Annotated in this window: 17 protein-coding genes; 6 read left to right on the forward strand and 11 right to left on the reverse strand. The window is 30.6% G+C overall.

All coding sequences use genetic code 11. The features are described from left to right. The first annotated feature begins 247 nt into the window (after positions 1 to 247). Genes KA873_RS05760 through KA873_RS05770 form a run of 3 tightly spaced genes read left to right on the forward strand, consistent with a single transcriptional unit; the run spans position 248 to position 2313 of the window. A complete protein-coding gene (locus tag KA873_RS05760; protein WP_107383929.1) occupies positions 248 to 517 on the forward strand; it encodes an acylphosphatase in 270 nt (89 codons plus the stop codon). 13 nt (positions 518 to 530) lie between these two features. Then, complete coding sequence (locus KA873_RS05765; protein WP_107383928.1) at positions 531 to 1151, forward strand: 5-bromo-4-chloroindolyl phosphate hydrolysis family protein; 621 nt, start codon at positions 531 to 533, stop codon at positions 1149 to 1151. Positions 1152 to 1179: 28 nt separating this feature from the next. Beyond that, positions 1180 to 2313, forward strand: a complete 1134-nt coding sequence (locus tag KA873_RS05770; RefSeq protein WP_107385789.1) for a toxic anion resistance protein — start codon at positions 1180 to 1182, stop codon at positions 2311 to 2313. Positions 2314 to 2591: 278 nt separating this feature from the next. Here the strand turns inward: KA873_RS05770 and brnQ3 are convergent, their stop codons facing one another. The 5 genes from brnQ3 to KA873_RS05795 form a co-directional block, all read right to left on the reverse strand. After that, on the reverse strand, positions 2592 to 3935 hold the full coding sequence (gene brnQ3 / locus KA873_RS05775; RefSeq protein WP_107505358.1) for a branched-chain amino acid-like transporter carrier protein BrnQ3: 1344 nt from the start codon (positions 3933 to 3935) through the stop codon (positions 2592 to 2594). Between the two features lie 121 nt (positions 3936 to 4056). Beyond that, positions 4057 to 5946, reverse strand: coding sequence for a vWA domain-containing protein (locus tag KA873_RS05780; protein ID WP_107383925.1), 1890 nt, complete (start codon positions 5944 to 5946; stop codon positions 4057 to 4059). Between the two features lie 12 nt (positions 5947 to 5958). Then, positions 5959 to 6750 carry an ATP-binding protein gene (locus KA873_RS05785; protein WP_107383924.1) on the reverse strand — a complete coding sequence of 264 codons (792 nt, stop codon included), beginning with the start codon at positions 6748 to 6750 and terminating at the stop codon, positions 5959 to 5961. 159 nt (positions 6751 to 6909) lie between these two features. Next, entirely contained in the window at positions 6910 to 7113 is a 204-nt protein-coding gene (locus tag KA873_RS05790; protein ID WP_107383923.1) for a DUF6501 family protein, read from the reverse strand. 23 nt (positions 7114 to 7136) lie between these two features. Next, positions 7137 to 7946, reverse strand: coding sequence for a VOC family protein (locus tag KA873_RS05795; protein ID WP_107383922.1), 810 nt, complete (start codon positions 7944 to 7946; stop codon positions 7137 to 7139). 213 nt (positions 7947 to 8159) lie between these two features. On the opposite strand from KA873_RS05795, the gene KA873_RS05800 reads away from it, so the two are divergent. Continuing rightward, positions 8160 to 8360 (forward strand): hypothetical protein, encoded by a 201-nt coding sequence (locus tag KA873_RS05800; RefSeq protein WP_019468795.1) that lies wholly within the window; start codon positions 8160 to 8162, stop codon positions 8358 to 8360. Positions 8361 to 8496: 136 nt separating this feature from the next. Here the strand turns inward: KA873_RS05800 and KA873_RS05805 are convergent, their stop codons facing one another. The 5 genes from KA873_RS05805 to KA873_RS05825 form a co-directional block, all read right to left on the reverse strand. After that, on the reverse strand, positions 8497 to 9057 hold the full coding sequence (locus tag KA873_RS05805) for a dihydrofolate reductase family protein (RefSeq protein ID WP_119517754.1): 561 nt from the start codon (positions 9055 to 9057) through the stop codon (positions 8497 to 8499). Positions 9058 to 9250: 193 nt separating this feature from the next. Next, on the reverse strand, positions 9251 to 10258 hold the full coding sequence (locus KA873_RS05810) for a Gfo/Idh/MocA family protein (RefSeq protein WP_107505122.1): 1008 nt from the start codon (positions 10256 to 10258) through the stop codon (positions 9251 to 9253). A gap of 26 nt (positions 10259 to 10284) precedes the next feature. Next, complete coding sequence (locus KA873_RS05815) at positions 10285 to 11430, reverse strand: Gfo/Idh/MocA family protein (protein WP_107505123.1); 1146 nt, start codon at positions 11428 to 11430, stop codon at positions 10285 to 10287. Next, entirely contained in the window at positions 11427 to 12320 is an 894-nt protein-coding gene (locus tag KA873_RS05820; RefSeq protein ID WP_107383918.1) for a sugar phosphate isomerase/epimerase family protein, read from the reverse strand. The genes KA873_RS05815 and KA873_RS05820 overlap by 4 nt, the downstream gene beginning before the upstream one ends. Before the next feature lie 82 nt (positions 12321 to 12402). Next, entirely contained in the window at positions 12403 to 13269 is an 867-nt protein-coding gene (locus KA873_RS05825; RefSeq protein ID WP_107505124.1) for a sugar phosphate isomerase/epimerase family protein, read from the reverse strand. A 124-nt stretch (positions 13270 to 13393) separates the two neighbouring features. Between KA873_RS05825 and KA873_RS05830 the strand changes: the two genes are divergently transcribed. Continuing rightward, positions 13394 to 14272: an AraC family transcriptional regulator gene (locus KA873_RS05830; RefSeq protein ID WP_107505125.1), complete on the forward strand. Its 879-nt coding sequence runs from the start codon at positions 13394 to 13396 to the stop codon at positions 14270 to 14272. Positions 14273 to 14290: 18 nt separating this feature from the next. Here KA873_RS05830 and KA873_RS05835 read toward each other — a convergent pair whose 3' ends face one another. Then, on the reverse strand, positions 14291 to 14878 hold the full coding sequence (locus KA873_RS05835; protein ID WP_107505126.1) for a LysE family translocator: 588 nt from the start codon (positions 14876 to 14878) through the stop codon (positions 14291 to 14293). 112 nt (positions 14879 to 14990) lie between these two features. Here KA873_RS05835 and KA873_RS05840 point away from each other — a divergent pair, with 112 nt between their 5' ends. Further along, positions 14991 to 15539, forward strand: coding sequence for a helix-turn-helix domain-containing protein (locus KA873_RS05840; protein ID WP_210140187.1), 549 nt, complete (start codon positions 14991 to 14993; stop codon positions 15537 to 15539). Positions 15540 to 16073 lie beyond the last annotated feature (534 nt).

The raw sequence follows: 16073 nt of genomic DNA on the forward strand, positions 1-16073 counted from the left end.
GATTTATTACGTTCATTTTGATTTATTTGCAAATATTAGCTATATGTATGTAATGTATTAAAAGAATACATTTATTCATCGATACTCAAATGATATTGCTAAATAGCTATGTGTAATATTTTAACTGTATCATACACAAAATCAAGTTATCTGTTTCATACTTTTGACGGATAGACAATTGTTGTTCAGACAAAAATATTAGTTTTGTATGACAAAATTTCGTATAATGATAATAAGAGGTGATTATATGCAATGCAAACATATTAAAGTATTCGGTATAGTGCAAGGTGTTGGTTTTCGCTATTATACTGAGAAGATAGCAAGAAAATATAATGTTGTGGGTACTGTTCAAAATATATCTGATTATGTAGAGATTTATGCCCAAAGTGATGAGACATCACTAACTTCATTTATTAACGCTATCATTGAGGGTGCTTCACCTGCTTCTCAAGTTGAAGATTATGAAATTGAAGAAATAGAAACGAACCCATCATGGAAAAATTTTAGTACATTATAAAGGAAGATGAAGTTTGAGATATAATATTTCGCGAATTTATGGGACCATTATTGCTTTTCCAATAGCAGTTATCGCGTGGATTTCTAGTATATTTGCATTAGAATTAAATTTTATTTTTGATTTTCTTATTTCTGCAGTAGCGTTTATAGCATTCTACTTCCCTACTCAGCGTTTAACTTCTAGAAAATATTTAAATGAAATTGGCTTAACACGAAGAGATTATCATTTTGTAAATAGTCAATTAAATAATGCTCAAGACAAGATAAGAAGAATTTTAAAATCTTTTGTTAATGTGAGATCAATCAAAGATTTTAGACAAGTAAATGAAATATATAGATTATCTCGAGCTATTTACTTTGCTGTTAAACAACAACCCAGAATGTTTTTTAAAGTAGAAAGTTTTTTCTACTCTCATATTGATAATGCATTGAATCTCATTGAATCTTATACGAGATTAGCAAAATCTCCAAAAAAATCTGAAGAAGAAAAGCAAAAGTTAGCACAAACTCGTATCACATTAGATGAAGTTAAACGAACTTTAGTAGCGGACTTAAAGAGAATTAATGAAGAAGACTATAGTCAATTAGATATAGAAATGGAATTAAATAAAATTGAACAAAAAAGACATAAGTAAATTACATGAAGAAATGGAGTGAAATTAAATGGTAAGAGAACAAGACTTTTTAAATTCGCATCCATTGGATAAATATATTGATGAACAATCAGCAAATGAATCGGAAATTATCAACAGCACAAAACAATTTACTCAAGAAGATCAACAGAAAATTGATGAATTGAGTAAACAAATAAAACCAATGGATAATGATAGCTTATTAAATTATGGTACTACTGCACAATCTGATATGTCTCAATTCTCACACCGTATTCTTAATGAGGTAAAAACTACAGATGTTGGCCCTGTTGGGGAATCCTTAAATGGATTGATGAGCAAACTTAAATCAGTAAACCCAGATGAGTTAAACCCAGAAAATCAATCGAAATTAAAACGTATTTTCAGAAGAACAAAAGCATCAGTAAATGAAATTTTTTCAAAAATGCAATCTGTCGGTTCTCAAATTGATCGTATTTCTATTGAATTAGACAAACATAAAAATAATTTAAATAAAGATATAGGAATGCTAGATGAATTGTATAATTTAAATAAAGCATATTTTGATGAATTAACACTGTATATTGAAGCTGCTAAAAGAAAGCAACAAGTACTCCAACAGGAAGATGTGCCTAAATTAAACGCACAAGCTGAATCTACAGGTAATCAAATGGATGTTCAAGCTGTATCAGATATGGAACAGTTTATAGATAGATTAGATAAACGTATTTATGACTTACAACTATCCAGACAAATTGCTATACAAACAGCACCTCAAATTCGAATGATTCAAAATGTAAACCATGCCTTAGCAGAAAAGATTCAAAGTTCCATTTTAACGAGCATTCCTTTATGGAAAAATCAAATGTCAATTGCTTTGACGTTAATGAGACAACGCAATGCAGTTTCTGCACAGAAAGCAGTAACAGATACAACGAATAATTTGTTACTCAAGAATTCAGAACTATTAAAACAAAATGCAGTTGCTACAGCTACTGAAAATGAACGTGGTGTCGTTGATATTGAGACCTTAAAAACAACACAACAAGATATTATTGATACGATTGAACAAACGCTCCAAATTCAAGAACAAGGTCGAAATAAACGTAGACAAGCAGAAACTGAATTAAACCAATTAGAAACAGAAATGAAGAATCAATTATTAGGTATGAAACAGGAAAAATAAAAAGAATTTAAAATATAAGTTTATAAAAAAAGCCTGTGAATGAATGCATTCCATGATTCATTCACAGGCTTTTTTCTTGAATAGAAGATTTTGTTTTGTATGTTATACCATTGTCTTAAATTATAATCAAGAAATCATTTTTCTCATCAGTAATATGCCAAGTTTCGTATGATGAATCTATCCCAATATACAGCAAACGTCAATTTCTATTAAAATAAGATAGAAATTGACGTTTATTTATTAATGAAGGATAACGATACCCTAGCTGTTTGATTATATTATTCTTTTTCGTAAACGATAGTTTCTTGTTTTTTAAACAATGGCGCTACAATATAACCAATAATTGTAGTAATAACTGCAATTGGGAACCACTCTAATGAATAATCTTTCAATGGTAAGTTATCAATAAGGCCTAATTTAATCCACCCTTGAGTATGCACCACACTAAGGATCGAAACAATGGAAACCACCGCTACAGGAATTTGCTGTGCAATTGGTTTTGTTGGAACAAAACGTGCAATTAATATTAGTAGTACTGAAGTGATAGCTACTGGATATACAATACTTAAAACTGGAACTGACATCGTAATCACTGAATTTAATCCTTGGTTTGCTAAAATAAAACTCACTAATGTGAAGATGATAACGTAAGTTTTGTATAAAATTCTCGGGAATATTCTATTAAAATACTCTGAAACAGATACAATCAATCCACAAGCAGTTGTTAAACAAGCAAGTGCTACGATAATACCTAGCAAGTACTTCCCAAAAGCACCAAATCCAGTGCTTGCCATTGTTGTTAGTAAATATGTACCAATATTTTGATCATTAGAAATTAAACTTGCAACTTTCTCTTGCGGTACAGCCATGTGGTTACCTATAAATCCTAAAGAAATATAAATGAACATAAGTGCAACTGCAGCAATAATACCAGCTAATAGTGTTTGTCTGAAAATTTTATTAGCATGCGTGACACCAGTCGCTTTAACCGCATTAACTACAATCATTGAAAAAGCAATGGCAGCAATAGCATCCATCGTTAAATAACCATTAGTAAATCCTTGAGAAAATCCTGCAAAATTAGAAGTGAAAGCTTCAGCTGCTTGACTATGTGTATTGCTACCATAATCAACAAACCCTTTGATAATCATCGCTAAAATAGTAATCAATAATAAAGGTGTTAACAATGAACCGATGCGATCTACCATTTTATTTGGATTGATACATAAATATAAAACTACTAAAAAGTAAATAATTGTAAATATAAACAATGCTAAACTGCTATTAGTATGGGCAATTGGTGTAATTGTCATTTCAAATGACGTTGATGCAGTACGTGGTATTGCAAAAAGTGGTCCTATTGTTAAATATATGATAATTAAGAATACAACAGAGAATTTTGGCGAAATTTTATTCAAAGAACCAATATAACCTTGTTTATCTAAAGCACCAACGACTACCCCTAATAATGGTAATCCTATACCTGTTAAAGCAAATGCTAATATGGAAGGCCAAAAGAATTGACCGCTATCTAAACCTAAATTTGGTGGAAATATAAGATTCCCTGCTCCGAAAAACATAGCGAACAGTGTAAACCCTATAATCCATGTATTTTTATTCATAAATCGTTCTCCTTCTTGCCTATAAAATAATATTTACTATTCTATCACGATTTATAAGAATGCGTCTATATAAATTTCTGAATATTTCAATTTATGTGTGATTTTATAAATAAATTACGTACTAAAAAGATTTTAATAATAATTTTTTAAGTAATGGTGCAAGATGGCTTGGTAGATTTTCTACACCTTCTACGAAAATTGCATAGTTACCATAAATATTATGAATTGTTTCTTCAACATCTTCTGTAATTGGGTCTTGACTTAAAAATACATTGAAAACTTCAATTCCTAATTTACGAGCTGTTTCCACTGCTTCATAAGTATCAAGAATACCATCTTGACTATAATTATAAGCTGATGGCTCACCATCAGAGAATACGATTAGAAAACGCTGATTATGCGCTCTGCGCATTAAACGTTCACTTCCAATTCTAATTGCCACACCGTCTCTATTATCATCTTGAGGTTCTAGGGCCATTATTCTAGGTCCTTCTCGTTTTATAGTTGATTGATCATAAGCTATAATCTCATCAATGATATTAGGTTGTTTTGTATCGTCAGCATCAAATGCATCTTCATTAAATGCTAAAATTTCGTGTTTTACATTTAATGATTTTAACGTTTCATGAAATAAAACGACACCTTTGATTGTTTCAGACATTTTATCCTGCATACTTGCCGAAGCATCCACTAACAATGTGAATGTTGCATCAAAAGTTTGGCTTAAATCTTGCTTTTTATAAAATAATTTATATTGATCATCAATAAACCAATTTAATAAATTTTTTTGTAATCGTCCTTTGGTTAGATTTCGACGCTCATCTTGGTATTCTCTATCTATTGTTTTTTTGATAATTTGTATCAAATCTTTTGTTTCAAATTGTACTTCGTTTTCAACATCGTGATATTCATTTTGAAATTCAGGTCGTATTTCAGGTACGTTCCATTTAACGTCTACGTTTGCATTTATGCCTTTTAATGCAAAAATAGAATTATTGCCGATTGATCCGCCCTCATCACTTTCAACTTGGTTTGTGGAACCTTTACCTTTCTTTGTTTGCATATCTGTCATATCATCACCACTATCACCTTCTCTGGCAGTGTCATTATCACCAACAACATCACTATTTTCACCTTCATGAAGTTCCATTTCTAAATATGCACCACCTTGTGAAGCACTATCTTGATGATTGGATTCTATATCTTCACTGACACTCTCTTCATCATGATCATTATTTGAAGCATTATCAGTATTACTTGCATCTGTTCGTTTTAAATCTTCAAAATTAAGCTCATGAATTGCCTCATATACTTTTTTAGGTAAATGATAATATTCGTTTAGCATATCTTCATTTAAGATATCATCAATTTGAAACATGATTCGTTCAGCTAAGTACAAATTATCCTCAGAAGAATCGTTATAGAAAAAATTAGGTAGATATTGATACATATTTAACAGAATATCATCAATTTGTGGACCAATTTGAGGTACGTCGTAAAAGTTTTCAGTTAAAAATGAAGATTCTAAATATAAAAAGAGCAAATCTGTAAATGTCTTTTTTGTTTTATATACATTAATTTGAGTACGTGTATAGCTTAATCTAACTTCATTGCGCATGTGAATTGCATCTTTAGTAGATGGTCGTTGCTTAACAATTTCATTCAATACTCTTTTATCTTCTAGTAATTTAAACAGTTGTTGAAAAAATTTTGGATGTTTAAACGTATCATTGTGAATAACTTCGTTGACTACTGTTTCATCCATTAATTGGTAGCCATAAGCTGCGAGCATAACATCTGTTTTAAGCCCTGTTGTTTCAATATCTTTTTTTCTATGTGACCAAAAAGAACTCGTTATTAACATATTATTGATTGGATCGTAATATGGGAATTTTTGAATTTTAACTTGTGTTTGTTCATTTTTAAGTAATAATCGAGCTAAATCTTGTAGCATCATCACTTGCTTTGCATCTAGCTGTTCATCATTAAATAATATAAAACGATCGCTCATAAATATCCCTCACTAAAAATTTAATTCTACCGCATTTAATATCGCTTGTTGTTCACGTTCGTCTTCTAGTTTATCAATAATCGTACGTTTGATGGCACGTTCTATAGGCATCACGGTAGCCAAATCACTTAAATCAATTAAAGCACGTATGCTCGCTGCTTCTTCAGATATTTGACCTTGTTTAGTCATTGTTCGTAAATCTTCATTAAAATTAATGATTTTTTGTATTGTCGTATCATCTGCTAATTGGCTTTGATCTTTAATTACATCATTTAATATATCCCCATCAATATAATCGACTTGAATGACTATAAAACGGTTTTTTAGTGCTTCGTTCATCGGTAATGTACCAATATATCCCTCATTTATTGCAGCGATTACATTGAATCCTGGAGCAGCATTAATCACTTCGCCAGTGAATGGATTTGTTAATTTTCTGCGGTAATCTAATACACCGTTTAAAATTGGTAATGTTTCTGGTTTTGCCATGTTGATTTCGTCGATATAAAGAATATGGCCTTCTTTCATTGCTTTGATTACTGGTCCATCAATAAATACAATCTCTTGAGTACCATTTTCATTTGTCTGTATAGTTTTAAAACCTAATAAACTTTCAGCATCTAAATCTACTGAACAATTGACTTGATGCATTGGTCGTTGTATTGTTTCACTTAAAGTCTCAGCTAGCTTTGTTTTTCCTGAGCCCGTTGGTCCTTTTAATAAAATATTTTTATTCAATGCCATCAATGATTTTGCATCATCAAATACTGTTTCATCTTTATTAATATATTGTGAGTTCGTCATTGTTTCTTACTCCTTTAAATTTAAAATAAGTTATAAAAAATCCATTTCATTAAAAATAGACCGGGGCTTGAATAATGTTTGATATTATAGCCCTAGTCTTATTAATTTAAGCAATATTTAAAATGCACATTTTCAATAGTACATGTGTCATACTGTAAATTATATCTCTTTAAAGTAGGTTTTAAAGTAGCCACCAACAAGTCCAGAGTTGTCGATGATTTGATAATATTCTTCAGTTTCATTTATTACATCATATTGTTGTCCCACAGTTAACATGTCAGAGACTGTGAATTTTTGCGCATCTGTATGTGTAACTTCTACTTTTTTAATGGGTGTATGATCTTTCCAAGTTTCGTGTAACATTTCTAAAAATCCTCTCTTTTTTATTATGAAGTTTCTAAGGTTAAAATGAATGTAATACCACTTTTTTCAGTGATTCTTAAAGATCTTTCGCCTTCTTGATCTAACGTTTGATAAGGTATTCCTATGGATTCAAGTTCTTCAATAGTCTTTTGAAATTGTGATTTAGATTCTATTCCAAATTCGATTTGTTCTAAAATACCATGTTCAGGCATTAAAATTTCCTCGTTTGATGCGTGAATATGTAGCTCACCGCCTAAACCACCATCACCTATACGAAAAACTTGTATTTTAAATTCAGCATGATCACTAGGAGTATATTCTGCAAAATGTTCTAGGCCAAATACTCTAGTTAAAATAGATTGTGTGAGTACAATATCATTAACTTTTAAGATTACAGGTCCTAGCCCTTGAATCTGATGTAATGGGTTTACATTACTTTCGAATGTTGGTATACCTAATGGTGTGCCAGAATTATGTTCATTGGAATAAATATTAAATGTTTGACCATTTTGATCTTGGAAATTGAAGTATTTATGGCCATTTAAATCTGTAGGTGAACTGAAAGAAATTTGATGTTGTTCTAAAATAGATTGATATTCTTCAATTCCTTCATCACTTGGAACCCTCAATCCGATATTTTCAATATGGTTGTTTTTGTTAATATAGTTTGGTACTTCTACAAAATGTATACGTGTACCTGAATTTAATTCAGCATCACCAAAACGTAAAGCTTGTCCTTTATCTGCCACATTTAATCCAAGTATGTTTGAGAATAACTCTTTGGTTTTACTTAAATCATTTGTCCCTGTAGTAACACTTCTAAGACCATTCATTATATTAACCCCTCTATTCATATCTTTTCAATACATTATAACTTATTTTTCATGTTATTTGTATGATGAAGTATCTGATTGTGCTTGTATTTACAAAATTGTAATTTTTAAACATTGGAGGATTAGCAGAAATGTATTAATATAGGTATATAATAGGAATAATTATTTTATATGTTCAAATATTTATTTAAGTTACTAGAGGAGGTTGTATATATGATTGGTACATGGATTTTATTTGGTGTCACAGTACTTATTGCAGTTTATTCAGGTATTACTTTCTTTTCCAATATAAATAATAAAGCAAAACAGCAAAAAGCAAGCAAAGAAAGTATAAAGAAAAATAATATTTACGGCATTGTTTTTCTAGTGTTTTTAATTCTAGCAATTATTGAACTATTTGTATTTATTGCTTAAATAAAACGTTTTAAAATAGTCAAGAATATAAATGACAATAACGGTTGAAATCGTAAATTTTAAATAAAGGACGCATCCATTAACTACGGATGCGTCCTTTATTTTGAACATGAGATTAATATCTATACCTTTATTTTTACTCTAATTTTTGATAAATCATTTGCACTACCCCACTTTTGTAAACATGTGTGTCACACAAAGTTATGTTTACACGATTTTGAATATGTTCAAAAAGTGGTTTGCCAGAACCTAAAATGACTGGGTGGATTGAAAGCCTATACTCGTCAATAAGGTTAAGATTTATAAAAGTTGTGATAATATTTGAGCCACCATAGAGCCAAATATCTTTATTGCTATGCTCTTTAATTTTAAAAACCATCCCACTGATATCGTCACTATTAATAAATTTTGTTTGATCTTTATCGTTATAATGTTGGTTAGTAAACACGAACTTATGCTTGCTATGAATTTGGTCCCACATCGTTATATCCCCAAATTGATCGTCCTTTAAATTTGGGATAAATTCGCCCCATAAATCATAACTTTTCCTACCATATATAATGGTATCAATTTGATCTAAAAAATGATTGAAGTTCATTTCTTCATCCATGATGCACCAATCAACTTCTCCATTCGGTCCTTCTATATATCCATCCAATGTAATCGCTAAATCTAAGATAATTTTATTTGTAGGCATCGTGATTACTCCTTATTTTGGTAATGTTTATTATAGTTTATAAAATTACTATTTACAATAAATCAAATGATAATAAAACCGGATAGAAATCGATATAAAAAGATTTCTATCCGGTTCATTAATTAAATTGAATAAGTATGCTTTTAATCGCTAATGGTCATGTTCCACAATAAAACAAAATTTCATTTGTATGTTAAACACTAGTAAAATGAATTGTCTCATTTGCTTGTGAAGATTTTTGTATCGCATCAATGATTGCAATTGATGGTAATGCGTCATTGACGTGTACATAATTTTGGGTATTTTCATAAATTGATTCGTAGAATTGATTTATGAGTGTCCCATGGCTTGGTCCATAATACGATTTTGTACCTGGTAGCTTTTTATCCTCAATAATATGGATTTTGTAACCTTCTTTATTGACACGTGTAAGTATATTATCTTTAATTGTAAATTTTTCATTTTTAAAAATGACTTGAAGCTCAATACTTGAATTGCCAAAATTAGCATTAGTTGCAAAAAACATACCATTTGCTCCATTTTCAAATTTTATATGAGCAGAAGCAGTATCTTCGACCTCGATACGATAATCTAACAACTGTGATACATTGCCTTTAATTGTATCAACGGGACCGCAAAGTAATTGCATTAAATCCAACGTGTGAATGGCTTGGTTAATTAATACGCCTCCTCCAGCGGTATCTAATTTACCGCGCCATGGTTTATCAGTATAATATGATTCGGGTCTGAACCAAGTAACGATTCCTTTTATACCAATGATGTCACCAAATTTGTTGCTTTTTACTATTTGTTGTAAAGTTTGAAATGTATCATTGAATCTATTTTGAAAACAAACACATATTTTAGTGTTTGGATTTTTTTGTTCTAATTGTATTAATTTTAATCCTTCTTTAGCGTTGATTGATAAAGGTTTTTCTTGCAATACATGTATACCTTTTTCTACACAGGCAGTCGTCGCAGATACATGCAAATGATGCGGCAAGCAAATATGTACACAATCTAGCGCCACTTCCTCTAACATAACTTCAAAATCTGTAAAAAAAAGAGCGTTGGGTACTTTAGCTTGCAAAGCTTTATCTATATCACATGCAGCAACTAATTCTACATTGGAATTTGTCTCTATCACGTTTAGATGTATTGCTGAAATATCACCTAGCCCTATAATTCCAATTTTCAACATATTACCAGCTCCGATTTTAAACTTTTTTAATGTGCTTCGTTTTGAATTTGTTTATTTAATGCATCCTTAAATTCTGAGGGATTTACTGGAACTGTTACTTCTTTACCTGTCCAACTAGATAAATAAATAGCGTTTACTAGATTCACGCCGTTTATACCATCTTTTCCAGGTGCAATTAGAGGCGTACCATCAATGATATTAGCAGCGAAATTTTCTAATACATTCATATGCTGTTCACCCCATACACTTTCAAATTCAAGTGTTTCTTGCTCATAAATATTTTCTAAACCATTGCCTTTAAAAATTTCAGCTGCTTCTTTCCAAGTCATATTTCGATTCATTTGTGTCTCGGATTCTTTCAAACGTGTCAAAGTTATTGTTTTACTATCTTCAACTAATATTTTCCCTTTATCACCTGTGATTTCTAAACGGTCGGTGCCAATGATGTCATGGGTACATGTAATGAACACACCTGTCGCACCATTTCCATAATCTAGTATGGTTGTAACATCATCATCAACTGCTAAATCACGCTGATAACCATATTTAATATTTGCAAATACAGATTTTGGCATACCACATAGCCACTGTAATAAATCAATTTGGTGTGGTGCTTGGTTTACTAAAACGCCTCCACCTTCTTCTGACCAAGTTGCTCTCCATGAACTTTGATTATAGTAAGCTTGAGGACGCCACCAAGTAGTAATAATCCAATTCGTGCGACGAACATTTCCTATTTCACCGGCGTCAATGAATGATTTTACTTTTTGGTAAAGTGGATTTGTGCGTTGATTAAAGAATATAGCAAATGTTAAGTGTGGTTTAGATGCTGCTAATTCACTTATTTCTCTCACTTTTTCAGCATAAATATCAGCCGGCTTTTCAAGTAAAGCGTGAATATCTCGTTTTAATGCTTCTTTACCTATATCAGTATGCAGATAATGAGGAACGGTTGTAACAATTGCATCAACATCTCCACTTTCTAGCATAGCGATATAATCATTATAAAATGGTACATTAGGATACTGTTTTTCTACTTCACTTTTCTTTTCAGCATTGATGTCACAAATCGCACCAATTTCAATTTGTGGTATTTTACCAGCTTTAATAAATTCAGCATACGTACTACCTTGAGCGCCCAAACCAATAATGCCTAAACGGATTTTTTTCATTGTGTATTCTCCTTTTTATTTATATTAGATAATATTTTTAAAAGTGCTTCATATTGCATTTTGTATCCTTCTGCGCCATCTTTTGCAGCAGAATTTTGAATTGTTTCAGTTGAATGTTCTAATTCTAAGTCTTTAATAGCATCAAAAACCACAAGGTGAGGTTCAAGTGTTAAGAAACCTTGATAACCTGATTCAAAAAATTGTACTAAGATACTTTCAATCTGACCATCACCTGTACCACAAAGCACATTAAAATTATCTTTATATACTGCATCTTTAATGTGGATATACGCTATGTCATCTGAAAGTAAGTCATAACAGTCTTGTGTATTTTCCCCACATTGGACAAAGTTCGCAAAGTCAAATATCGCCTTGAAATTTGGAGAGTTTACTTCATCAAGAATAAGTTTACATCGACGAGCAATATCACCGAAAATATCTTTTTCATTTTCATGTAACAGTATAATATTGTATTGCTCAGCGATTTTTGCAAATTCTTTTAATTTTGAAATCACAATATCTTTATAAGCATCAAAATTGTCCTCTTTAGGAATGTAAAAACTAAATATTCTAATATACTGACAATTGAGCAATTGACTTATTTCACATAATGCTTTGAGCATTGTTAATTGTTTTTTAAATGCATTTTCATCGTTTATATAAATTTTACCGATTGGTGAACCTATAGAAGAGACACCAATGTCCCATTGCTTTAAGCGAGGAACTACATCTTTCTTAATCATTTCTACTGAGTAATCACCAATATTTTTATCATTAATACCACGTAAGGAAATATATCTCATGCCTAGCTCATTTACCGTTTTTAACTGTGTCTGAAAATCTGAAGCGATTTCATCAGAAAATCCAGAGATCTCAATATTTTTAAACATCGTATCAACATCCTCATCATTTTTGGTAGCGCTTACTTATTCGATGATAAATAAGCACATATTTCTTTTTTAAAAGCATATGTTAAAACCAAGATTTATAACCTAGATCATATAAATGGTTACGGCTAATTGTTAAACAATCAAATGGATCTTCGCCGTATAATTCGTCTTGTTCAACAAAGAAATATTCACTGCCGCTCTCACGTCCAATTTCAATAATATCTTTAAGCGGTAAAGTACCTTTACCTAATTCAGCAAATTGAGTAATCATATGCAACATATAATATATTTTTTCATGACCTTCACCAGGATATTGCGACATATCTATTTCGCCTACACGATAATCTTTAAGATGTATAGCACGAATACGATTCGCATATTTTGGTATGACATCTATGGGATTCAGTCCTGCTCTCCAAATCCAATGTACATCTAACTCGAAACCTAAATAATGAGTATTGTCTCTCATTAAATCAAGCATAAACTGTCCATTGTATTGAACAAATTCTAAATTATGCGCATGATAGTATAAATCAATTCCTTCATCTTTAAGTCTTTTGGCATAAGTTTCACAGATTTCAGCAAATTGTAAGGTGCTTTCTTTAGACCCCATATAGTTAATTGGTAACATCCCTATTCTCAATATAGAACAGTTTACAGCTTTACAGTCTGCTACAATTTTATCGAAATCATTTTGTAAAGTATCTCCAGGATATTTTTGTTTAGCAGATATATCCTCTACACCACAGGACATTGCTGCAATATTCATACCGAAATCATTAATAGCTTGTTGCATTTCTTCAATGTTTTGTGAATTCATGTCGATTTGAGAAATCTCGACCGCATTATAACCTAAATCACTGACTTTCTTCAGCACGTTATACAATCCTTCTTCTTGTACTTTTTGTTTGAGCATCATCATTTGAACGCCAATTTGTGTAGATGTCATATTCATTCTTCCTTTCAAAAATATTTATATTTTAGTGTTATAATATAATTATAATTTGAGGGAAAATTAACAACATTGTAAATCATGGAAAAAAGTATGTTTTTTGAGCAGGAGGGATACGTTCATGAAAAATAGAGAAGAATTTGTCCATCAATTTGATACTATTTCACTACCTTTTGAAGGTAAATACGCCGCATGGCATAGAATAAGTGATGGACATTTTGGAAATGAATTACACTATCATGATCATTATGAAATATTTTTTTCATTATCTGGAAATTTGCGTTATACCATAGAAGGACAATCTTTTAATTTAGAGGTTGGTTCAATGCTTATTATCCCACCGTATGAATTTCACCGTTTGGATGAACAAATGGATGGTCATGCAGAGCGTATTGGATTGAGATTTGATGCTAAAATATTAAATGAACTTTCCGTAGAAAATTGTGATCTGAGCATGTGTTTTGATAAATATTCACCAAAGTTTAAATATCTACTGCAATTATCGGAATCTCAAAAAAGAGAATTATATTATTTGTTACAAGGTTTAATTAATGAGCAAGATAATCAAGCTTTTGGTAAAGCATTAGCAGCTAAGTCTTTACTTACTCAGTTTTTAATCATACTTAATAGGACAGCAATAGAAAATGAAGATATTGTTGATTATAGTGATGACCCATCTAGTCATTTAGTTAGACAGGTATTAGATTATATGGAATTGCATTACAGTGAAGACATTTCATTAGAGCAACTTGAAAATAAGTTCTTTGTAAGTCGACACAAAATAACACAACAATTCACAAAACTGGTTGGTTATCCACCTTATCGTTATTTACTAAATTTACGTTTACGAAATGCTCAAAGATTATTAAAAAAAGGAGAAAATCCACAACAAGTAGCAACCAATTGTGGTTTTACTGATTATTCGAATTTTTACAGAAGATTTAAAACATCATATGGTTGTAGTCCACGCGAATTTTTACAGCAATATGATAATCATTAACGTAAAATCAATTCATAACTAATGCATTAAAATATTCAGAGCAACATAAACTAATAAACCAGCCATGACAAAATTAAATAAGCGCTCATGTGCTGCTATAAATGATTTAAATAAAGTGCCTAAAATACCCCAACTCAAAGTGCCAAAAAATCCAATAATAGCCAATAAAATAATAAATGGTAATTGTTCTAGCCAATGCGTATAAAATGGTGTAATAAAAGTGGAAATCACTGTTAAAGCATAAATGATTCCTTTAGGATTAATGAATTGCAGCATTACACCAGATTTTAAACCACTTAGTTCGTGATTAAAAGTTTGTTTCGTCCCATAAATAGAACTCATGGAAATTTTAAAAGCTAAATAAAGTAAATATATAAATGCAAATATTTTCATCCATAATTCAATTTTAGGAAAAACAGCATGCATTGTTGTGTTAAATATATTAGATAGTAATAATAAAAATAGAAAACCTAGTCCTACACCAATTGAAAATCGCAAACTACTTTTGAAATTAAAATTTTGAGAAAAAAATAATGCCATAATATTATTTGGTCCAGGTGTAAAGCTTGCTACAACGGCATATATAAGCATAGATATTGTTAACATTATAACTCCCCCTATTCACAAAAACACTATAACGTCTGAATTTACGTTATAGTGTTCGGTCTTTAAAGTATATGCTTTGTACGTTATATTGTAAATAGAGGTGTTAAAATTGATGAGAGAAATAAATGATATTATTGCTGAAAATTTAAAATTATATAGAAAACAAAATGGATATTCGTTAGAACAATTATCAGAATCCACTGGTGTAAGTAAAACAATGTTGGGACAAATAGAACGTAAGATATCTATTCCATCTATCACTACATTATGGAAGATAGCAAATGGTTTAAAAATATCTTTTACAGAATTAACACAAGAAAATGGTAATGTTATACAGAAAATAAGTTTAAATGAAATACAACCTTTAATCTCAGAAGATAATAAATACAAAGTATTTCCTCTATTTAAGTTTGATATTGAAAAGAAATTTGAAAGCTATATGGTTATTATTGAAGGTGAAGGTGAAATGAATGGATCATCCCATGGATCAAATACAATGGAATATATCACAGTCTATGAAGGTACCTTAACACTTATATTAGACGGGGAAACCTTTGTTATTCATAAAAATGAAGCTATTAAATTTAATGGAAATATGTTCCATCAATACTTAAATCAGCACAACGTAGCTGTACGATTACATATGACTATTCATTATTAATAAGTAATAACATAAATTGATTGAAATGACTGTTTTTACAGTTTTTCCTGTTTGATGATATAGGTATGCTTAATTTGATATATTAAATGAGGCAATATTAAGGACTGATTCAGAGAAAGAAATCATTTTATATTGCTCTCTTTTATCGATTGATTTATTCAACATCATAAATACCATCACTGTTTAATTTACATATATTATAATATTGGCAGTGATTTATGACGACTCCTGCGGGAATAGCACTAGCCGAAGACTATAGGCTAAGGCAGTGTCCGCGGAAGCGTGCATAAAAGAAACTGCCAACAAAGTCGGAGACTTTGCCGACAGTCTGAAAGCACCTAAATTATTTGGGTGCTTTTGTTTTATATTCAAATATTACAATGACTTTCAACAGTAAAATAATACTAGAGCGCGCATTTGATTGTTATCAAAAAATGAAATAAACACATAAAAATACAACGACGCTGAACGCCGTTGTATTAGGGTTAGTAAACTATTTTGTGTTGTGGATTAAGATTCTAATAGTAAATCTTC

Source organism: Staphylococcus sp. GDY8P45P, assembly GCF_017892745.1.
Lineage (GTDB): Bacteria > Bacillota > Bacilli > Staphylococcales > Staphylococcaceae > Staphylococcus > Staphylococcus cohnii.